Genomic DNA, 20,362 nt, shown 5'->3' with positions numbered 1-20,362 from the left:
TTAGGTTGGTTCTTAGCATATTTGAGATTTCATCGCCAAGGGCGTTTGTAACCATTTCAACCTCGCCTTTTGGGTTTTGGATTTTGCTTGTGAAATTTGAGTTTCGGTAGCTGTTAAAGACCTTTTGAATCTCGTTTAAATCAGAGCCGACTTTGAGTTCAAGCGTGTCAAGCATCTTATTTAGGACGTTTTTAAGCTCAATTAGCCCCGGATTTGCTGGGTTTTGAGTAATTCTAGCTTTTAGGTTGCCGTTTTCAATTTGTTTTGCGGTATCAACCGACTGACTTACGGCTATGTTGTCCTGATTTGTGGATTGTTCTACTTTGGCGATGTTTTCGTTGATTAGGGTTGCCATTACGCCTAGCTCATCGTGCGATTTTATGGTTAGTGGTTTTGCTTCTTTGGTCTTGAAATTTAAAAAATCAAAGAAATTTTTAAGTCCGTTTGCGATCTGGTTAATATCATTTACAAGGCGTTTGCCAATAATAAATGAGAGCAAAATCACAACTAAAATACAAAATCCAATGCCAAACCCAGCTTTAATTAAATTCGTGTTTGCAGTGCTTTTTAGGGCGATTGCCTTGTCTTTTATGTTTGAGTAAAGCGAAATTTCATACACTCTAACCTTGTCAATTAGCGATGTAGCAAGTGCAAACCACTCGTTTGGTTTGTAGTTTGTAGCTTCGCCAAAGCCAACATTTAGCGTGTCTTTTAAAATTTTATCCACTTCTAAATACTCGCTCGTGTTTAAAATTTTCTCACTAAACTGCTGGGCGACTGATTTTTCGTTAAAGTCTAAGAAGTCGTTTTTTAGCTTTTGTAAAATTCCAAAAAGCGTATTTAACTTGTCGTGGCTGGTTTTATCCATTATGCCTTTGGCTAAAATTCCATTTAAAGTAGCCCTTGTAATGCCTAAAAATTCCTTTAAATCGCCAACTACGATTGCCATTTTAAAATCATCAACCAAGCTTGGGTCTAGGCTTGAAGTGTAGGCGTTGATGAGTATGTTTTCATCTCTGATTACCTTAGTAAAAGATGCAGCCGCACCCCCCCCCATAGCATCAACTTCGCTTCTAACGCCACTGACTCTCTCTTTTAAATTTTGTGATAAAAAGGTCAAAGTCTTGTCGGTTAAAGCCCTTTGTTCGTTTAGTTTCTCGCCATTTTTTACGCCATTTACAAAGGCAGCACTAAGCCCACGCTCCTTTTGAAACTCGTGGATAAAGTCGGTGTGATGAATGATATCATCAACTAAAACCGCGCTCGTTTCGGCTTCTGTGCGTTTGTTTAAAAAGCCGTTTATGGTGTAAATGCTAAACAGCAAAAGGCTAAGCACACTACTTAGCACCACTAAAAGCATCTTCTGCTTTATGCTTAAATTGTTCATAAATACTCCTTAAATCATACTGGTTTCTTGCACTTTTTTTATAAAATATTTTGCATTTTCTACTGGGATATCAGGTAAAATTCCGTGTCCAAGGTTAAAAATATGAGGCGTGCTTTTCATCACGGATAAAATTTTATCAATGCCCTTATCAATTGCCCTTTTTGAGTAAAGGCGTGTTGGCTCCATATTGCCTTGAAGGACGTATTTTGGGCTTAGTTTTGCCTTTGCAAGTTCAATCGGAGTGCTCCAATCCACGCCAAAAACGTCAAAATTCCCGCTAATTTTATCTAAGTATCCGCTTATGCCTTTTGGAAAGACGATGACTGGGACACTTGGGAATTCACGCTTTATCTCATCAACGATTTTTAAAATATAAGCCCAGCTAAACTCAAAAAACGCACTCTCTTCAAGTGCTGCTGCCCAGCTGTCAAAAATTTGGATAGCATTTACGCCAGATTTTATTTGCATTTTGGCATATCCTATACAAGCGTCAGTAACCTTGCTTAAAATTTTATGTAAAAGCTCTGGATTTTCATAGAGCATTTTTTTACAAATGGCGTAGGTTTTACTGCCCTGACCCTCTATCATATAGGTTGCAAGTGTCCAAGGAGCTCCTAAAAAGCCAATTAACGCCTTATCATCTGCTAAATTTTGCCTAGTTAGCTTAATCGTATCATAGACGTAACTTAAATCCTTAACCGCTTTATCGCTATCAAGGGCGTTTAAATCGTCTAAATTTCTAATAGGTTTATCAAAAACTGGTCCCTCGCCCTTTAAAAATTTAAGCTCCATACCCATTTGCAAAGGGACAACCAAAATATCGCTAAATAAAATCGCCGCATCAACGCCTAAAATTTCAACTGGCTGAATGGTAACCTCACTAGCCTTTTTGTAGTCCTTACAAAGCGATAAAAAATCCCCAGCAGCCGCACGAACTTGCATATATTCTGGTAGATACCTGCCAGCTTGACGCATCATCCAGACTGGCGTGTATGGGGTTGGTTTTTTTAAACAAGCATTAATAAATATCATAAATGTCCTTTAAATTTTTGTCAAATTATACAAAACAAACGCTGAAAATTTTAGTAAATATTTTTTAAAAATATATTTTTATAAAAATAAACTTAAAATATAAAAAATATTTTGTAAAAAATATCTTTTGTATAAAAAATTTTACAAAAATAAGCATTTTTTATACAAAAAATTCTATTTTTTATTTTAATTTAATAAATAAAGTTATATTATTTTCCAAATAAGCTTATTAACAAATCCAAAATAAAGGATAAACAATGGAGTTTTTACAATTAGTTTTATTCTTTATCTCGGCTCTTGTGATGTATATAAGACCTGAGAAAAAGGGAGTGGCGGTGTCTTGTGCGATTGTTGGATGTGCTTTGTTAGTCGTGCTTGAATTTTATGTGAATTTGTGGGTTGTTATGCCTATTGGAAATTTATAAGGAGTCTAGTATGCAAGAGAGTGAAAAAAGCTTTTTTAACCTTATGTCACTAGCTGTCATAGCGCTTATACTTTTGCCAGTTGGTATAGCTTGTGTCGTGCTTGGTTTTGGTATGGGCGATAGTCCTTGTGTTATGTGCTGGGCTGAGCGTATTACGATGATAGCCATTGCGTTAATTGCACTTTTGATGGTTAGATATGGTATTAAGCGAAGCTATCTAGCGGCTCTTATACTTATGGCGTGTTGGGGGCTTTTTAACGGATTTATACATTATAGTATAGACGGGACATTTGGTGGATACCTTGATATAAAGCAGGGTTTTGGTTTGGAAATTTTAGGCGCACATACTCAGTTTTGGGTAATGGTTGTTGATTTTTTTGTGCTTGTGTTTTTAGCAATTATTTTGCTATTTAGTAAAAATTTAGGCGCCATAATGCAAAAATCTGAAGAGGGTAAATACGGCAAATTTTTAGCCTATCTGCCACTTGGTAAATTTGCAAATTTGGTATTTTTAATAATAGTTGGCGCTAACTGCATTCAAGCATTTATAACATCAGGACCACCACCTTATTTTGGCTCATCTACACCACCTCGTATGAGTATGGATACTAGCAAGTGGTTTTGGGAGATGGATCACTGGCAAAGCGGATTAGATTTTAGATTTGACTGGAACCCAGAGCTTCCAGATCTAGCAAAGTAAGGAGCAAACAATGAAAAAATTGGTTACATTCGCACTTAGTGCTATCTTTGCTTTTGGCTTTGATTTTAATCCCGACTTTAATGCTGGTGCCGTAAAAAACGTCAAAGATTTAGGCGCCCCAAGTCAAAAGATTACCATAAAACTAGAAAATGACAACGCGCTAACTGGTGCGGATTATGACGCTAAGAGTGGGAAATTTGCAGTATCTTCAAATGACAATGAGTTTTACATACTAGATGCAGACTTTAAACCGCTTAGATACGGCAAACACGACAGACACTTTATAATGGAAATGGAAGATAGTGTAGGTGCTACTTGGTATAAAAACGAAGTATCAATCATAAGCTATAACAAAACATTTGTATCATACGAGCCAGTTGATATCAGCGATAAAGATGAGCAAAATAGCCAGTGGCGACACCTTATAAGCGGATATGATAAGTGGAGGCTAAATGACTTTGGCAACAAAAATCGCTTCTTTACGCTTAGAGCAAAACAGCAGTTTATACTTGACTTTGACTATGATGAGGCGAGTAATAAATTTTTAATCGCTTCTGTGCCAAATGATGTTAGATCTAACTGGTCGGTTGGAGTTTTTGACGGCGATGATAAGATGATTTTAGAGGAATTTGTGCCAAGTTTTGGTGCAAATTTGCAGATAAAAGATAATAGAAATTTAGATGATTACTATATCACTGGCATTGAGTTTAGCGGGGATTTTGCCTATTTGCTTAGCAAAAACTATTCAAGCATTTTAAAGCTAAATTTAGCCACAAAACAAATTGATGAAGTTTTTGGTTTTAGCGGTGTTTTAAACCCAAGAGCTATCACGATAAAAGATAATAAATTCTATATCTTTTCAAGAGAAGGTAAGCAAAATTTAGTTTTTGTTTTTGAAAAATAGACCTTAAAAAGGAGATAAATATGCAAAGACGTTCGTTTTTAAAAGGTGTTGGTGCAGGTCTTGCAGTTGCCGGAACTGCTCCAACGCTGTTTGGAATGGAGCAGTATGAAGTGGATTTTAATCCAAAATCATACAAGGGCGATGAAAACGTAGAGTATCATCACCTAACCTGTCCTAGAAACTGCCGTGACGCGTGTGCGTTAATCGCTGAGGTAAAAGACGGCAAAATGGTTGGCATAAAGGGCGATCCAGCTCATCCGCTTACTCAAGGAACCGCCTGTGTTAAGGGTCATACTTACGCTATGCACCTTTATAACCCAGATCGCATTATGTATCCGATGAAAAGGATAGGTAAAAAGACTGAGGGCAAATGGGAGCGCATAAGTTGGGATCAGGCTTTAAAAGAGATAGCCGCAAAGCTTACTGATATAAAGGAAAAATTTGGCGGCGAGGCATTAACTGAGTTTGTTTATTCAGGCAACGAAGGACATATCTCAAAGACTATCTCAAGTGGAAATTTCTTTGAAAAATACGGCGCGACTAGGCTTGTTAGAAACCCTTGCGACTGGCCACGATATGCAGGAACTCCTAGTGTTATAGGGACTGACTACTCAAAAGACGCGCTTGAAGTAGATGAGTCAGATATGTATATAAGCTGGGGTTCAAATGAATCATACACCGCTGTTCACTGGGTTAGATTTGCTCACAGGGTTAAAAAAAGAGGTGGCAAGATAATCGTAATAAACACTATCCGTGTGCCTTTGGCAAATCAAGCTGATATGTTTATACAGCTAAAACCATCAAGCGATCCAGCATTTTGTTTGGCGGTTTGTAAGGTTTTAATAGAAGAGGACCTTTACGATCACGAATTTGTAGAAAAATACACTATGGGTTTTGAGGATTTAGTTAAAGAGTGCTCACTATACACTTATGGCGAACTTGCTGATATGTGTGGCGCTAGTGTTGATCAGATCAAAGTTTTCGCACGTGAATACGCTCACGCAAAAGCTCCTGCTATTATGCACGGGGACGGCGGACAAAGGCACTTTAATGGTGCAAGACTAGTGCGCGCTGTTACGTTTTTGCCTGTATTAACTGGCGCTTTAACTAAACTTGGTGGGGGACTATTTTGGGCTTATGTTCACGTAAAAGGGTGTTTTAACTTTGATAATTGTATGCCTGACTTATCGCCAAAAGATAAAAATGGCAACAAAATTCAAAGACAAGAGATTAGCTATGTTGAGTTTGGAAAAGGGATACAAAAAGAGGGTGCGACATATCTTGACAAGCCAGTTCCAGTGCCTATAAAAGCCTGTATCCACTATAACTCAAATATGATGGTTGTCGCGCCAAATACAAATTTAATCAAAAAACGCATTATGGACGATGACTTTTTCTTGGTGGTTATAGACCCTTATGATATAGATACTTGTGATTATGCTGACTATGTGTTGCCTGGCGTTACATTTATGGAGAGCGAAGATATACAAAATGACCAAATTTCAGGCTATGTTTGCTACAACGCACAAAGCGTAAAACCTCTTGGAGAGGCTAAGACAAATTTAGAGTTCTTTAACGCTCTTGCAAAGGCTATGGGTTATACAGAGGAGTGCTTTAACTGGGATAGTGAGACTGTTTGCAGACGCTTTTTGGATACAGAATTTGCTAAAAAGCAAAATATCACCTATGAAAAGCTTAAAAAGATTGGTTGGATAAAACCTCACAGAACGCCTGAAAGTATGAAAGATCAGTTCCCATACTACCCTTACGCGCCAAAAGATAAGCTGGTATTTGGAACGCAAAGCGGCAAATGTGAGCTTTATTCTAAGACGTTTAAAGACGCTGGATATCATCCTGTTATAGATCTTGGCGATGACTGGGATTACTATAACCAAAAATTTGGTAAAGATTACGTCAAAAAATATCCGCTTTATTTTATGACTCCAGGAACACAGCTTCAAGATAACTCAAACTGGGGAAATATGCCATACATAGTAAAACGTGTTATCGTAAAAGGAAACGCTGAGCTATTTATGACAAAAGAGGATATGGACGCTAGGGGCATTAAACACGGCGATACGGTTGAAGCGACAAATGAGAAAGGCACAGCGGTATTTACAGCGATAGAAACAAACCAAATGCAACCTGGAATTTGCTATGCTTGGAATAACATTTGGGTTAAAGTAACAAAGTCAAGAACAGGTGCGAATATGCTTTGTTCTGACGGCGTAAGCGATCTTGGCAACGGCTCTACTTATACTGCTACGTTTGTAGAAGTTAAAAAAGCTGCCAAACAAGAAGTAGGAGCGTAAAATGCAAAAGAGAAAACTTGGATTTTTATTTGATTACAATTTTTGTATAGGTTGTTTAGCTTGTGAAGTATCTTGTCAGGTTTATCACAACCAACACCCAGATATAAACTGGCGTAAAGTGGATAATCTTTTGATTAATGAAGATGGAATTTCAAAAGACATTTTCATCTCTCACTCTTGCCACCACTGCGACAATCCAGCTTGTATGGACGTCTGCCCAGTTGGAGCTTATATCAAGCTAGATAATGGCGTAGTTCAGCCACTTCACGATAAGTGCATTGGTTGCGGATATTGTATGCTAGGTTGTCCTTATGGTGCGATTAATAAAGGCTTTGACGGCAAGGCTCAAAAATGTAATCTTTGTGCAGAAAAGCTAGAGCGAGGCGAGCAACCAGCTTGTGTTGAAGGCTGTCCGTGTGGGGTTTTAAAGCTAGTTGATACCGATGTCAGCGATAGCGCAGGTATGAATAAAGAGATGCCAGGCTTTAAGCACTTCTTTACCAAGCCAAATATTCGTTTCTATCCTAGAATGAAGCGAAACGAATTTATCCACTAATAAGGATACAAAATGGAAATTTTAGCTCAAAACACTATAAAAAATAGTCTTTTTGTAGAGGATTTTTTAAGGCGTATATTTTTACAAGAGCTTAAAAAACAAGAATTTAGCGAAATTCTAACGCTATGCGAGGAATTTGAGCCTAAATTTAAAGAACACGCTTTTATAAAAGAGCTTTGCAAAATCTCTACAGATGATGTATTGCTTGATGATTTAAGATATGAGTTTAACAGACTTTTTGTCGGTCCTCGTCGCCCAAAAGCGCTACCTTATGAATCCACATATTTTGATTATAAAAATATGTTTGGCACACAGACTTTTGAGGTTAGGGCGTTTTATAAGAGAGCGGGACTTAGGGTAGATGATGAGCAGTTTGATAAATTTCCAGATGACTATATAGGATTTGAGCTTCAATATCTTTATTTTATGAGTTACAATATGCTTGCTTACGCAGATGATGATAAGGCAAAATTTGAAGAACTAGCAGAGCAAAAAGCGGAGTTTGTGAGTTTGCATACGATGTGGTTTAGAGATTTTGCCAAGGCTTCATCAGAAGCTACAAAGCTTGTTGTATGGAAGTATTTTGGGGAGTTTTTAAATTTATACCTTGAAAATGAGATTATAAATTTAGCCCCATTTAGTAAAAAGTAAAAAGGAAAGACAATGTTACAAAATACTTGGGGATGGCTGATTGTCATCTATCTATTTTTGGGTGGTCTTGGCGCTGGGGCGTTTGTGGCTTCGGCACTTGCGTATAAGGGAGTTTTTGGCAAGATAAATGAGAGATTTTATAAATTTGGATTTTTACTAGCGCCAGTTGCTGTTGTGATAGGAACGGCACTTTTGTTGCTTGACTTAGCACCAAGCGCAGCCATAAATCCGCTTAAAATCATAAATTTATACACCGAGCCTACATCTATGATGAGCATAGGAACGTATCTGCTTACATTTTTTATAATCGTAAGTGCTCTTGTGTATTTTAAAGCGTTAAAAGAGGGCAAAATTTGCGATCATATGCTTATACTTGGTATCGTTTTAGCTTTTGGCGTTATGGGTTATACTGGACTGCTTTTGTATGTGGTTAAGGCAATTCCACTTTGGGCTAGTATCTGGGTGCCTGTGATTTTTGTCATATCAGCGCTCTCAACTGGCACAAGTGCGAACGCTATCGTTACTTTAAACGCCGGACATTCGCTCACTCATAGCGTGCATAAATTTCACACTATCTTAGTGGCTTTTGAAATTTTTGCGATTATTATGTTATTTGGTATGGTTAGTGGCGAGGCTGCCGGTTTTGCTAGTATTAAGCACATAACTGCTGGAAGTTTGGCTTTTGTATTTTGGATAGGATTTGTAGGACTTGGTCTAGTTGTGCCACTACTTGGCGGTGCAAATTTATTTTTAAATAGAGCTTGTGCTACTAGTGATGGCAGTGTATGTCAAGTGGAGGCAAAAGGCAGTGTCGCTAGTGAAATTTGCGTGTTAGTAGGCGGTTTTTGCCTAAGAGCATTTATAATTTTTGGTGCCTTTTACATTTTTTAGGTTTCCCCTTTAAATTTAGTAAGGTAGGGTATAATAGCCCTACCTTTTTTTATGGAGTTTAGCTTGAAGTTTAGTCTATTTAGGGAGCGTAATTTTGCAAATTATAACTTTTTTGAAGCAGATGAGAAGAGTTATAAGGATTTTATAAAATTTGCATTTGACGAGTTTAGGCTCAAAAATGCCGACACTCCTTGGTATTTAGCCCTAGATGACAAGGCTTTTAACTCATATCCAAATTTTACACAAAAGCACCAAATTTGCATATCTCACGTGGATTTTAAAGATGCGATTTTTCAGTTTAGAATTAGCTCCGAAAATAGCGTAAATTCGCTAGGTTATAGGCTTTTTATAAACCTTGATGGCGCTCATAAAGATTTTGTTAATAGTGATATCACGCAAACCGATAAGGTTGTCATTAAGATAAAAGATGAAATTTTAAAAGAGTTTGACTGCCTCTCAAAATGCGGTTGGTGGATAACTGACATTTGGCGTGATATGTTTGAGATAAAGCAAGACAGCGATAGTTTTGATTTTATAAACGAGATTTTAAATCACGATTATACGGCTGAAATTTTAAAAATCAACCAAACCCTTTTTAACGCACAAATTAATGGCGAGTTAGATGAATTTATAAAAGAGCTTAAAAAGCAAAAATGATTTAAGGAGCGTAAAGCCCCTTAAATTTACTCAAAAACGGCTATTTTATTCGCTCCGTTTTCTTTTGAGGCGATATAAAATTTACCATCTTTAATCGCTAATGCGTGAGCGTCGTTTAATCCGCTAAATCCATACGCTTTGATGATTTTTCTAGTGCGCAAATCAAGCTTTAATATGCTTGAATATTGTTTTGAGAGTAGGTATATAAACTCGCCGCTTGCGTCCATACCTGTTATGTAGTAATCATCTAAATTTCTATCTTTTTTAACGGCTAAGGTTTCATCAAGGCTTGGTATAAATTCCGTAGATAGCATATTATCAGAGTCTGAAAAGCTAGCTACGCTCCAGCTTGGCTTTATATCATCAGGCACGGTGGCGATAAAGAATTCTTTGTAAAATTTAGAGTAATCCCAAGATAAAATATACTGCTGTTTGGCACGTATCGTATAATAGCGGTCTTTAAAATCAAGCGTGTAGTCTTCGTATCCTTTTAGCAAGTATCTCCACGCCTTATTCGCCTCGTCCTCGCTTTGTTTTGGGGCGTGTTTAAAAAATTGATACGTTTTATTATAGCTCATCATACCGATTGAGCCGTTGTAAAAGCACGCGCTTACCGCATCTTCCATTTGGATTATCCAATCTTTAGTGCTTTTTAAGTAGCCGTTTATGCCCTTTAAATTTTCATCCATCGTATATAATTCAAGTTTAAGAGTGGCTATTAAAAATTTTTTACTCTCTTCATCATAATCAAGCCCGGTAATTGGCGTATTATCGTTTAGCTTGACATCAAAAATTCCCGTTTGTTTTAGCATAGTTATATTTTCTATCGCTCCGTTTTTAGGGTCTAAATCAAATTCATTGGCAAATAGTCCCATCGCAATAGTTAAAATCATAAAAATTCTTTTCATTATTTAATCCTTATTTAGGTAAATTAGGAAGTTTTGGGTTCCAGCTCTCGCGATAATCTATCTCAAAACCATCCCAGTGATCAAGCTCCCAAAACCATTTGCTAGGATCTACGCTCATTCTTGAAGGAGTGGCTGAGGCTAGATACGGCGGAGGACCGGCGGTAATAAAGGCTTGAATAAGATTAAGCCCCATTATAATCACGAAAGTAACAACCGCGATTTTACCCAGCGTAAAACTAGGCAAAACTTCGCCATATTCGCCATTTTCGCTCTTTTTCATTATAGAACCTACGTTTTTGCCTAAAAATAAAATAACTCCTAAAAATAAAAATATAAAAAAATGCACCACGACAACCCAAAACTGAGTATGCGCGCCTAAAATTTCAAGCCCGAATCCTTGCTTGATATCAAGATACCCTCCGTATGTGCCGTCTAAACTATAATGCGTAAATCCGTCGTAAAGTCCAAGGCAAGTAAGAAAGATGATTGAAGCTAGATATTTGACCTTAAAACCGTATCTAACGATAAGAAGCGCTACAAACGATACGGCGACCATACAAAACCTCTCGTGCCAACACATTATGCAAGGGCTATCTCCCATACCAAATCCAAGTATAACGCAGGCTATCCCAACAGGAAGTGCTACAAGCGCAAGTGCGGCTAGTGCAAAGAGATTGAAAAAATACTTCTCGTCATCGCCCCAAGTGGCAAGATTTTTATTTTGCATAATATCCTCCTAGAAATTTCCCATCGGCAAAACGGTAAATTTATTAACGTATGCCATCATAATCACGAGTATCGCTATACCCGCAACTCCAAATTTAAACACGGCGGACTTTTTCTCCGGTTTTAACCAAAGATAAATTCCAGCGATGAAAAACATCAAAACCATAAGGAATTCCATTTTGCTCTCCTTTACGTAAGATTTTATTTGTATTTAAAAATATACTGCTTTATTTATTAAATTTAAATAAAAAATCTATTTTATTATATAAAAAATAGATTTTTTATTTTTAATAATATATATAAAATGTATTTTTGTAATTATTTTTTATATATTAAAGTATTTTTTAATATATTGCTAATTAAAATGGAAGCATCTTAAATAAAATATAATAAAGGTTAAATTTTATATTTTAAGATGCTTAAAAATATATTTTGTGAGATTATATTCCGCAAGCGTTTCCGCTAGGGTAGGGCGTAAGTCCGTAGTCGGCGGATTCGACATTCCAAAAGTCCAAATTCGCACGACGCGAAAGCATATATTCAAACCCCTTTTGATTTAGCTCTAAAAAGGCTTTGAAATTCTCATTTTTTTTACACACTACGCCCTCGAAAAAATGAGAAAAATAAGTCGTATCGCCACTATCTTGCTGTAAAGATTGATTTAGCATAAGCTCCATATCGTTTAATATTTTAGAAAGAGTGTTTGCTGACTCAAAACGCCCGAAGCGGTTATAATAAGGCTCTAAGATTAAATCGTCTAAAACGATGCGTCTATCGCATTTTTCGCTGATTTGAGCGTATATGATTTTATAAAGTTCAATAGCTGCGTTTTGATTTCCAGAGCTTGAGCTAGATTCGCCTTCCACTACTACAAAGCCGTCTTTTACGCAGTATTTTTCATTTTTATAATAAAATTCCAAACTTGCAATCTCTTGCTCAAATCTCTTTTTTCTACTAAAAGGAATGTAGTCAAAAACGCCCATTTTATCAAGTATGGCAGAGCTTTTTACACCGCCGTCAAGTTCGTGTTGTATAAAATACCTAATAAAACTACCCTGCTCAGCCTCAAAGCTGTTTAGATACTCAATCTTATCAAGATAGTTGCAGCGATATAGTTTTACAAATTCTTGGTTTAAGGTTATCGTTATCTCATCTGGTATATCGCTGTATTTTTCGCTCTCTTTTGTGCTGATATGAGATATGATGTTTAGTGATTTTTCTATCTTGTCCTTGACAAAAATGCTAATTTTTACTTGCTCTAACTCGTGCAATCTTTTTATCGTTTCTGTCGCACTTTTTGTTATGTCGGTTTTAAATTTCTTAGCAAGTTCGGATTTTTTTATGCTAAATGAAAAGTCCATATTTTTTAGCTTATTTTGCGAATACAAAATGTAAAGACACTCCTCATAAAGCATAAGGTGCGAGTATGTCAAAAACACGTTGTCAATAACGATATTGTAGTAGCATCTTGTTATGGAGTAGCGTCTGTTGTTTTCTAAAAAATCGGTATATACTTTCCCGCTATTGTTTGGGTAAATTTTAAAAACGTCGTAAGATTCTAAAAAGATATTTTCCATAGTTTTATGCCTCTTTTTTGTAAAAATATTATATTTAAAAAACATTAAAAATTTTTAAAATTTTAAGTTTTGTGGTGCTAAAATAGACTAATTTTATTTTTTAAGGGGAGAAAATGAAAGGTAAAATTTTATGTTTGGCGATTGTATTTTTATCTGCTAATGCTTTTGCTCAGTTTATGCAAAAAGATACGACATCAAGTGGCGTAAAGATAGAAATTCTAACCCCAGTTGAAGTCGTTACAACTACCGATAAAACCGCAAATATCAAGATAAAAGGTGTGGTATCTGAAAACCACAAAACGCAAATTTTAAAAAGTATGAAAGAGCCACAAATTTATGCTACGTTTGATAAAGAGGACGATAAGAATTTCAAGATTATCAAAAATTTAGAAGATGATTATGGCGAAATTTGGTATGAAGTAGAGGGTGTTTATGAAGTTGATAAAAGTGCCATAACTAACGATAAAAACGCACTTTATGAGAGTGCAAAGAAAATTTACGAAGAGAGCTGTTCGGCTTGTCATAGACTTCACGAGCCAGAGAGCTTTACGGCTGCTCAGTGGCCAGCAAATATCAAAGGTATGGTTGATGCTGGATTTATCGCGCTTGATGAGAGTAGCTTAAATTTAGTCATAAAATTTTTACAACACAATGCGAAGAAAAGTGAATAAAAATCTTTTTATAGGGGAGAAAAATGAAAAGACGAAATTTCTTAAAGGCTTCAGTAATGGCGGCGACTACGCTTAGTGCAAGTAGGATTGAGGGCGTAAGTCAGACTATTTTTGATAACAAAAGAGTCTTTGGCGCAAATAGATTTGGGCTATTTTGGGCTAATCTAAACTCAGGTCAGGTCGTTTCTGTTGATAGTTTTGAGGGTGATAAATTCCCAAATACTATGAACTACTCTTTGCCTGACGTTGTTCAAAACGAAAACAGAGTGCTTTACCCTATGGTAAGAAAGAGCTACTTAAAGGCAAAAGGTCCAGCCAAGAGCGAGCTTCGTGGTAAAGACGAGTTTGTGCGTGTTAGCTGGGATGTGGCACTTGATTTAGCAGCAAAGGCGTTAAAAGAAAATTTTGATAAATACGGCAGCGAGGCGGTTTATGGCGAGTGCTACTGGTGGGGCGGTAGCGGTAAGGTCAGCTGGGGCAGAACGGTCGCTCACAGAATGCTAAAAGTGCTTGGCGGATATGTTGAAGAGAGTGGCGACTACTCAACCGGTGCTGGACTTGTCATAATGCCACACGTTGTGGGCAGTAGCTCGGTTTATGATACGCCTACAAAGTGGCGTGCGATCGCAAAGAATGCAAAAAATGTCGTATTTTGGGGCACAGATCCGCTTGTAACTGGGCAAATCTCTTGGGTACCACCTACACACGACGGATATTTGGGCTTACAGGAGCTTAAAAAATCAGACGCAAAAATTTACAGCGTAAATGTAATGGTAAATGAAACAGCAAAATACTTTGGCTCACAAAATTTAATCGTGCGTCCAAATACCGATACTGCAATGGCTATCGCAATGTGCCACTACCTTTATACAAACAACCTTTATGACGCTGAGTTTATCAAAAAATACACCGTTGGCTTTAATAAATTTAAAGATTACTTTATGGGTAAAAATGACGGCGTTGAGAAAAATTTAGAGTGGGCGTCTAAAATTTGCGGACTTGACGCTAAATCTATGGCGGATTTAGCCACAAAACTAGCCAAAGAGCCAAGCACGATAATAATTGGTCGCGCACTTCAAAGGGCTGATCACGGCGAGCTTGCATTCTGGTCGCTTGTAACGCTAAGTGCGATGCTAGGACACATCGGCAAAGAGGGGCTTGGCTTTGAATACAACCTTTATTACTCAAACGGCGCAACCGATAAAATCGCCCCAGCCCTAAAAGGCATAAGCACAAGGATAAGCGAGAAATACGACAGCGTTGATAACGCTCCGTGGCGAACGACAAAAAATATCACGATCCCGTCATCACGCTCAATACAGGCACTTTTAAATCCGGGCAAAGAGATAGATTATGACGGCACAAAAATAAAACTGCCACATATGAGAGTTGCGTATATGGCAAGTGGCTCGATGTTTACACGTCATCAAAATGTAAATAACGCCGTTAAAGCGTGGCGTAAATTTGACACCGTCATCACAGCCGAGCCATACTGGACTAGCACGGCAAAATTAAGCGATATAGTGCTGCCTGTTGCCATTGAGATTGAGCGTGATGACATAAACCAGACCGCTCCAACAGGCGAATATATCGTAGCAAACCGCCCAATTATAGAGCCAATGGGCGAGAGCAGAAGTGACTACTGGATCTGCCACGAAATTTGCAAACGCTGGGGCAGAGGCGATGTGTTTAGTGAGGGTAAAACCGAAAAAGAGTGGGCAAAGGAATTTTACGAAGACGCACAGGCACAAGCTAAAAATATGGGGCTAAATATGCCAAGTTTTGATGAGTTTTGGCAGGTTGGCTACGTGCAGTTTAAAGAGGATAAAAAAGAGAGCGAGTATTACACAAGATTTGCCGATTTTAGGGCTGATCCGGCTAAAAATAGGCTAGGCACGCCGTCAGGTAAGATTGAAATTTACTCGCCAGTGATTGCAAAATTTGGCTATGATGACTGCCCAGCACACCCAGCGTGGATTGAGCCGTTTGAGTGGCTAGGTAGCGATATTGCCAAAAAGTATCCGATACACGTTGTTAGTCCGCACTCACGCTACCGACTTCACTCTCAGCTAAATAACTCAATCATTAGAAATTTCGCCGAAGTTAGCGGTCGTGAGCCAATGCTAATAAATCCAAAAACGGCTGAAATTAGAGGCATAAAAACTGGCGATATCGTGCGAGTATTTAACGATAGGGGCGAGATTTTAGCAGGTGCTTTGCTAACTGATTTAGTGCAAGAAAACGTGGCGATAATATGCGAAGGTGCGTGGTATGACCCTGAAATTTGGGGCGAGAAAAGCCTTTGCCAACACGGCTGCGTAAATGTGCTAACAAACGACAAAGGCACCTCAAAACTAGCCCAAAGCAATACAGCTCACACGACTTTGGTGCAGGTTGAGAAATTTAAGGGCAAAATTTTGCCTATTAAGGCATTTTCAAAACCGCAAATTTTGCAAAATTTATAGTTTCTAGCCCCGCTTTGGGGCTAGGATTTTTCAAATTAATTGATTTTATTAAGTAAAAATCCAAAATTTTAGATATTTTGTCTATCAAAGCTTAAAAAATTTTACTTTTTATGAAAAAAATCGTTACATTTTAGTGATAAATTCGTTACATTTTATGGTAAAAACCCAAAATTTCGCTTTTTAATTTAAAACTAGCTTATAAATTTTAAGTAATTAATTAGCATAATGTTTAAAATACGATATTGGCTAAATTCTTAAAATCTAAAATAAACATTAATTTTTTAAATTAAAAAATATATTATAATTTCACAATTCATTTCACACAAGGAGAATAGTTTATGGCAACTAGAAAAGAACACGACTTCATCGGCGAGCTTGAAATAGACGATAGCGTTTATTACGGAGTTCAGACATTCAGAGCTGTTGAAAATTTTCAAATGACTGGCAGACGTTTAAGAGATTATCCGTTTTTTGTTAAGGCGTTTGCTCAGGTTAAAAAAGCAGCTGCTCTTTCAAACAAAGAAGTCGGCGTTTTAGACCCAAATATCGCAGACTACATAGCAAAAGCCTGCGATAAAATCATCGCTGGCGAATATGCTGACCAGTTTGTAGTTGATATGATTCAAGGCGGTGCTGGCACATCAACAAATATGAATTTAAACGAAGTTATCTCAAATATCGCACTTGAATTAATGGGACACAAAAAGGGCGAGTATCAGTTTTTACACCCAAATGATCACACAAATTTAGGTCAAAGCACAAACGACACCTACCCAAGCTCAATCAAAGTCGCCGCTTACGCAAAATTAAGCGATTTGCTAAAATCTATGGAGCTACTTCGTGATGAGCTACTAAAAAAATCAGATGAGTTTAAAGACATCATCAAAATGGGTAGAACCGAGCTTGAAGATGCCGTGCCTACCACACTTGGCAACACATTTAACGCATTTGCAAGTTACATTAAAAGCGACATTGAGAAGATAACTTACGCAAGAGAGACGATGAGCTACCTAAATTTAGGTGCGACAGCTATCGGCACTGGCATAAACTGCCACCCAAATTATAAAAATGTAGTTGATAAAAAACTAAGTGAAATTACTGGTGTAAATTTCAAACAAGCACCTGATTTTATCGCAGCTACACAAGATACAGCCGACTTTGTGTTTGTTAGTGGTGCTTTAAAAACAGCAGCCGTTAGACTAAGCAAAATCGCAAACGATTTACGCCTTATGAACTCAGGTCCAAGATGTGGTTTGGGCGAGATAAACCTACCACAAATGCAGCCGGGCAGCTCAATAATGCCGGGCAAGGTAAATCCAGTAATTTGCGAAGTCGTAGGCGAGGCGTGCTATGAGGTAATCGGCAATGACACGACAATAATGCTATGCTCTGAAAGGGGCGAGTTTGAGCTAAATGCCTTTGAGCCGGGCATCGGATATGCTTTATTTAACTCAATCACAATCCTTGAAAATGCAATGAAAACATTAGCACTAAAAGCGGTTAAAAATTTAACAGCAAACAAAGAAGCTTGCTTAAAATCAGTGCTTGGCTCTGTTGGTATCGTTACAGCCTTTAATCCGCATTTAGGCTATGAAAAATCAGCAAGCATCGCAAAAGAAGCCCTTGCAACTGGCAAACCAGTCGGCGAGATTTGTTTAGAGCGTGGCTATCTAACAAAAGAGCAAATTGATAAAATTTTAGAGCCAAAAAATATGCTAAATCCAAGTATGGTAAGGTAAATTTATATTAATGTAATGGTAAAAATATTATCATTACATTAAATTTTCATTTGAAATTTTAAAGGAGAAAAAATGGATATTATGCTTATCTTACAGCTTATCGTGCTGTTTGGTGGTATCTACCTTGGCGTTAAGCTAGGTGGTATGGGCGTAGGTTACGCTGGTGGTCTTGGAGTTGTTGTCCTTGCTATGCTTGGTATGAAAGTTGAGATGAAAGATATACCAACAGATGTTATCTTAATCATCGCCTCTGTTATCTCAGCTATCACAGCGATGCAGGTCGCTGGCGGACTTGATTATTTGGTGCAAGTTGCTTCAAAATTCTTACGCAAAAACCCAAAGCAAATCAACTTCTTAGCCCCTATCGTTACATATCTTTTAACGATTTTTGCAGGGACTGGACACACTGCTTTTTCAATGCTACCAGTTATTACAGAGGTCGCAAAGGGTCAAAATATCAAGCCATCAGCACCACTTGCCCTTTCTGTCGTATCATCACAGGTGGCTATCACAGCTAGTCCGATTTCAGCGGCGTTTGTTGCGATGACTGGCGTTTGTGAAAAGCTTGGCGTTAGCTATCCAAAGTTACTATTTATCTGCATATCTACGACTTTTATTGCTGTCGTAGCCACTGCTTTTATTGTCAATAAATTTTACAACCTAGACCTTTCAAAAGACCCAGTTTATCAAGAAAGACTAGCAAAAGGCTTGGTTGAAGAGATTAAGGATACAGAATACAAAGAGATTAAGCCTTATGCGATTAGGTCGGTGATTATCTTTGGTATTGGCGTTTTAGTTATCGTAGCTTACGCACTTGCTATTTCAAAGAGCATTGGACTTATTGAAAAGCCGATTTTATCACGCGATAACGCTATTATTAGCTTTATGCTTACCATTGGATTTTTAATTGTCGTTTTATGTAAGGTTGATACTGGCAAACTACTCTCAACTAGCACATTTCAAAGCGGTATGAACGCTTGTATCTGTGTTGTCGGTATCGCTTGGCTTGGCACGACATTTGTAAATGGACACATTGATGGCATTAAAGAGGTCGCTAAAAACGTGGTAACCCAGTATCCATTTGTCCTAGCAATAGCCCTTTACTTTTTAAGCTGTCTGCTCTACTCACAAGCAGCCACGACTCGTGTTATGATGCCAGCTGTTGCAGCCGCACTTGGTATGACTAGCCCTGAAAACGCACAGCACGTTTGGATTTTAGTCGCTTCATTTGCCGCTGTTTCTGGACTTTTTGTGTTGCCTACATATCCGACAACACTCGGTGCAATCGCAATGGATGACACAGGCACAACAAGAGTGGGTAAATTTGTAATCAACCACTCATTTTTTATTCCTGGCACAATAATGGTCGCTATCTCGGTAGCACTTGGCTTTGTTGTTGCGCCTATTCTTTTATAAAATATCCGAGAGTTTTGCTCTCGGACTTTAAAAATTCTCACAACTGCCGATTTAGTTTAAAATTTTAAAGGAGTTTAAAATGCAAATTAGAACGGACATTCAAGCAAACACAGCCTACAACAGCGTCAGTCTAAACGCCAAAAAGCAAGAAAACACCGAGATTAACGCAAATATGAACGCAAAACAGATCTCAAACGCCTATTTTATGCAGTTTAAAGAGCAGACAATTAGCCAAAGTAGCTCAAATTTCAACGCTCAAAACGCAGTTTTTGAAAATTTAGGCTTTAACGTGCCTGAAAATTTAATGCAAATTTTACAAGGCATAGACACAACATCGCTTGGATACAACGGCACTCCGCTTGATAAGCTAAGCAAAGATGAGGCAAAGGAGCTAGTAAGCGATGACGGATTTTTTGGCGTTACAAAAACTGCCGAACGTATCGCTAACTTCGTGCTAAGCGGTGCTGGCGATGATGCGGATAAGCTTCGTGCTGGACGTGAGGGGATTTTGCGTGGTTTTAAAGAGGCTGAGCAGATGTGGGGTGGCAAACTACCTGAAATTTCGTATCAAACGATACAAAAGGCAACCGACGCCATTGACGAGAAGCTTTCAAGCCTAAACGCAAACGTAATCAACACCACAGCGTGATAACTCTGACAAAATCAAAACAATGTTACGACATTGTTTTGATTGTTTGCGAGTTATAGTTAAGGGAGAAGTGCGACTTTGCTTCGCTTTGCTCGTTCTAAAAGCAGAATGCAAAAGAAGCCCCACCTTTAACAAAATGCAAAGTTCTGCTAAAAAATCACGTGAATTTTTATCAAAAAACAACATAAATTTTTAGTTTAAAATTTTAAAAATGCCAGAACGTAAAGCCGACTTGTCGGCGATAAAAACCTGTGCGAAGCACAGCAACGATAGAGCGTTGTCGTGGGGGAGCAGACGGCAACAAAAATGGTATTACGATACCATTTTTGTGGTCTGCGAGTTATAGCAAGGGAGAAGTGCGACCCTACTTCGCTTTGCTCGTTCTAAAAGCAGAGCACAATTCAAACCCCCTTCTCCCTTAAAGAAAAACAAACGACACTCAAAATAAAATGCAAAGTTCTACTGCAAACCAAGCCAAAAATTTACGTTTTTAAGTAACAAAAATTTTATTTGCGAGTTGTAACAAAAGCAACCCTACTTCGCTTTGCTCGTTCTAAAAGCAGAATGCAAAAGAAGCCCCACCTTTAACAAAATGCAAAGTTCTGCTAAAAAATCACGTGAATTTTTATCAAAAAACAACATAAATTTTTAGTTTAAAATTTTAAAAATGCCAGAACGTAAAGCCGACTTGTCGGC

At 37.8% G+C, this 20,362-nt stretch carries 20 protein-coding genes; 14 read left to right on the top strand and 6 right to left on the bottom strand.

The genetic code is table 11. The features are described 5' to 3' along the window. Window positions 1-1,387: nitrate- and nitrite sensing domain-containing protein (locus NYG85_RS10775; RefSeq protein ID WP_284938585.1), on the bottom strand; the 1,387-nt coding region annotated here is incomplete at its 3' end. Window positions 1,388-1,396: 9 nt separating this feature from the next. Beyond that, the gene (hemE, locus tag NYG85_RS10770) at window positions 1,397-2,419 is read right to left on the bottom strand and encodes a uroporphyrinogen decarboxylase (protein WP_284938555.1); all 1,023 of its coding nucleotides are present in this window, start codon (window positions 2,417-2,419) and stop codon (window positions 1,397-1,399) included. 257 nt (window positions 2,420-2,676) lie between these two features. Between hemE and NYG85_RS10765 the strand changes: the two genes are divergently transcribed. The 8 genes from NYG85_RS10765 (at window position 2,677) to NYG85_RS10730 (ending at window position 9,515) form a co-directional block, all read left to right on the top strand. After that, window positions 2,677-2,844 (top strand): hypothetical protein, encoded by a 168-nt coding sequence (locus NYG85_RS10765; protein ID WP_169752659.1) that lies wholly within the window; start codon window positions 2,677-2,679, stop codon window positions 2,842-2,844. 10 nt (window positions 2,845-2,854) lie between these two features. Beyond that, on the top strand, window positions 2,855-3,544 hold the full coding sequence (locus tag NYG85_RS10760; protein ID WP_284938559.1) for a disulfide bond formation protein B: 690 nt from the start codon (window positions 2,855-2,857) through the stop codon (window positions 3,542-3,544). A 10-nt stretch (window positions 3,545-3,554) separates the two neighbouring features. Further along, window positions 3,555-4,448 carry a hypothetical protein gene (locus NYG85_RS10755; protein WP_284938561.1) on the top strand — a complete coding sequence of 298 codons (894 nt, stop codon included), beginning with the start codon at window positions 3,555-3,557 and terminating at the stop codon, window positions 4,446-4,448. A 20-nt stretch (window positions 4,449-4,468) separates the two neighbouring features. After that, complete coding sequence (locus NYG85_RS10750; RefSeq protein WP_284938562.1) at window positions 4,469-6,760, top strand: molybdopterin-containing oxidoreductase family protein; 2,292 nt, start codon at window positions 4,469-4,471, stop codon at window positions 6,758-6,760. 1 nt (window position 6,761) lies between these two features. After that, entirely contained in the window at window positions 6,762-7,316 is a 555-nt protein-coding gene (locus NYG85_RS10745; RefSeq protein ID WP_169752655.1) for a 4Fe-4S dicluster domain-containing protein, read from the top strand. A 12-nt stretch (window positions 7,317-7,328) separates the two neighbouring features. After that, window positions 7,329-7,967 (top strand): TorD/DmsD family molecular chaperone, encoded by a 639-nt coding sequence (locus tag NYG85_RS10740; RefSeq protein ID WP_284938563.1) that lies wholly within the window; start codon window positions 7,329-7,331, stop codon window positions 7,965-7,967. Between the two features lie 12 nt (window positions 7,968-7,979). Then, window positions 7,980-8,858 (top strand): NrfD/PsrC family molybdoenzyme membrane anchor subunit, encoded by an 879-nt coding sequence (gene nrfD / locus NYG85_RS10735; RefSeq protein ID WP_284938565.1) that lies wholly within the window; start codon window positions 7,980-7,982, stop codon window positions 8,856-8,858. Between the two features lie 63 nt (window positions 8,859-8,921). Continuing rightward, complete coding sequence (locus NYG85_RS10730) at window positions 8,922-9,515, top strand: effector protein (RefSeq protein WP_284938566.1); 594 nt, start codon at window positions 8,922-8,924, stop codon at window positions 9,513-9,515. Between the two features lie 26 nt (window positions 9,516-9,541). Here NYG85_RS10730 and NYG85_RS10725 read toward each other — a convergent pair whose 3' ends face one another. From NYG85_RS10725 to NYG85_RS10710, 4 genes are all read right to left on the bottom strand, one after another. Next, window positions 9,542-10,423: a hypothetical protein gene (locus NYG85_RS10725; protein WP_284938567.1), complete on the bottom strand. Its 882-nt coding sequence runs from the start codon at window positions 10,421-10,423 to the stop codon at window positions 9,542-9,544. 10 nt (window positions 10,424-10,433) lie between these two features. After that, entirely contained in the window at window positions 10,434-11,150 is a 717-nt protein-coding gene (locus tag NYG85_RS10720) for a disulfide bond formation protein B (protein ID WP_284938569.1), read from the bottom strand. Between the two features lie 9 nt (window positions 11,151-11,159). After that, on the bottom strand, window positions 11,160-11,327 hold the full coding sequence (locus NYG85_RS10715; RefSeq protein WP_169752649.1) for a hypothetical protein: 168 nt from the start codon (window positions 11,325-11,327) through the stop codon (window positions 11,160-11,162). 262 nt (window positions 11,328-11,589) lie between these two features. Beyond that, window positions 11,590-12,726: a hypothetical protein gene (locus tag NYG85_RS10710; RefSeq protein WP_284938571.1), complete on the bottom strand. Its 1,137-nt coding sequence runs from the start codon at window positions 12,724-12,726 to the stop codon at window positions 11,590-11,592. 113 nt (window positions 12,727-12,839) lie between these two features. On the opposite strand from NYG85_RS10710, the gene NYG85_RS10705 reads away from it, so the two are divergent. The 6 genes from NYG85_RS10705 (at window position 12,840) to NYG85_RS10680 (ending at window position 20,012) form a co-directional block, all read left to right on the top strand. Continuing rightward, the gene (locus tag NYG85_RS10705; protein ID WP_284938573.1) at window positions 12,840-13,397 is read left to right on the top strand and encodes a hypothetical protein; all 558 of its coding nucleotides are present in this window, start codon (window positions 12,840-12,842) and stop codon (window positions 13,395-13,397) included. A 23-nt stretch (window positions 13,398-13,420) separates the two neighbouring features. Further along, window positions 13,421-15,862, top strand: a complete 2,442-nt coding sequence (locus tag NYG85_RS10700; protein ID WP_284938574.1) for a molybdopterin-dependent oxidoreductase — start codon at window positions 13,421-13,423, stop codon at window positions 15,860-15,862. 338 nt (window positions 15,863-16,200) lie between these two features. Continuing rightward, window positions 16,201-17,601, top strand: a complete 1,401-nt coding sequence (locus NYG85_RS10695) for an aspartate ammonia-lyase (RefSeq protein WP_284938575.1) — start codon at window positions 16,201-16,203, stop codon at window positions 17,599-17,601. Window positions 17,602-17,673: 72 nt separating this feature from the next. Next, window positions 17,674-19,017 carry an anaerobic C4-dicarboxylate transporter gene (locus tag NYG85_RS10690; RefSeq protein ID WP_284938577.1) on the top strand — a complete coding sequence of 448 codons (1,344 nt, stop codon included), beginning with the start codon at window positions 17,674-17,676 and terminating at the stop codon, window positions 19,015-19,017. Between the two features lie 79 nt (window positions 19,018-19,096). After that, window positions 19,097-19,666 carry a hydrogenase-4 component G gene (locus NYG85_RS10685; protein WP_284938579.1) on the top strand — a complete coding sequence of 190 codons (570 nt, stop codon included), beginning with the start codon at window positions 19,097-19,099 and terminating at the stop codon, window positions 19,664-19,666. Between the two features lie 211 nt (window positions 19,667-19,877). After that, the gene (locus tag NYG85_RS10680; RefSeq protein ID WP_284938581.1) at window positions 19,878-20,012 is read left to right on the top strand and encodes a hypothetical protein; all 135 of its coding nucleotides are present in this window, start codon (window positions 19,878-19,880) and stop codon (window positions 20,010-20,012) included. Window positions 20,013-20,362: the final 350 nt, after the last annotated feature.

Origin of the sequence: Campylobacter gastrosuis (assembly GCF_030249845.1) — a bacterium.
In the GTDB taxonomy this organism is placed as follows: Bacteria; Campylobacterota; Campylobacteria; order Campylobacterales; family Campylobacteraceae; genus Campylobacter_A; species Campylobacter_A gastrosuis.
Note: the sequence above shows the minus strand (reverse complement) of the source record. Positions and strands in the feature narration are given on the sequence as shown.

Coding starts and splice junctions, on each gene's coding strand:
- NYG85_RS10695 (WP_284938575.1), top strand. CDS start 16,201: ATGGCAACTAGAAAAGAACACGACTTCATCGGCGAGCTTGAAATAGAC.
- NYG85_RS10710 (WP_284938571.1), bottom strand. CDS start 12,726: ATGGAAAATATCTTTTTAGAATCTTACGACGTTTTTAAAATTTACCCA.
- NYG85_RS10720 (WP_284938569.1), bottom strand. CDS start 11,150: ATGCAAAATAAAAATCTTGCCACTTGGGGCGATGACGAGAAGTATTTT.
- NYG85_RS10685 (WP_284938579.1), top strand. CDS start 19,097: ATGCAAATTAGAACGGACATTCAAGCAAACACAGCCTACAACAGCGTC.
- NYG85_RS10750 (WP_284938562.1), top strand. CDS start 4,469: ATGCAAAGACGTTCGTTTTTAAAAGGTGTTGGTGCAGGTCTTGCAGTT.
- NYG85_RS10760 (WP_284938559.1), top strand. CDS start 2,855: ATGCAAGAGAGTGAAAAAAGCTTTTTTAACCTTATGTCACTAGCTGTC.
- NYG85_RS10755 (WP_284938561.1), top strand. CDS start 3,555: ATGAAAAAATTGGTTACATTCGCACTTAGTGCTATCTTTGCTTTTGGC.
- NYG85_RS10700 (WP_284938574.1), top strand. CDS start 13,421: ATGAAAAGACGAAATTTCTTAAAGGCTTCAGTAATGGCGGCGACTACG.
- NYG85_RS10740 (WP_284938563.1), top strand. CDS start 7,329: ATGGAAATTTTAGCTCAAAACACTATAAAAAATAGTCTTTTTGTAGAG.
- nrfD (WP_284938565.1), top strand. CDS start 7,980: ATGTTACAAAATACTTGGGGATGGCTGATTGTCATCTATCTATTTTTG.
- hemE (WP_284938555.1), bottom strand. CDS start 2,419: ATGATATTTATTAATGCTTGTTTAAAAAAACCAACCCCATACACGCCA.
- NYG85_RS10765 (WP_169752659.1), top strand. CDS start 2,677: ATGGAGTTTTTACAATTAGTTTTATTCTTTATCTCGGCTCTTGTGATG.
- NYG85_RS10705 (WP_284938573.1), top strand. CDS start 12,840: ATGAAAGGTAAAATTTTATGTTTGGCGATTGTATTTTTATCTGCTAAT.
- NYG85_RS10680 (WP_284938581.1), top strand. CDS start 19,878: ATGCCAGAACGTAAAGCCGACTTGTCGGCGATAAAAACCTGTGCGAAG.
- NYG85_RS10715 (WP_169752649.1), bottom strand. CDS start 11,327: ATGGAATTCCTTATGGTTTTGATGTTTTTCATCGCTGGAATTTATCTT.
- NYG85_RS10690 (WP_284938577.1), top strand. CDS start 17,674: ATGGATATTATGCTTATCTTACAGCTTATCGTGCTGTTTGGTGGTATC.
- NYG85_RS10725 (WP_284938567.1), bottom strand. CDS start 10,423: ATGAAAAGAATTTTTATGATTTTAACTATTGCGATGGGACTATTTGCC.
- NYG85_RS10745 (WP_169752655.1), top strand. CDS start 6,762: ATGCAAAAGAGAAAACTTGGATTTTTATTTGATTACAATTTTTGTATA.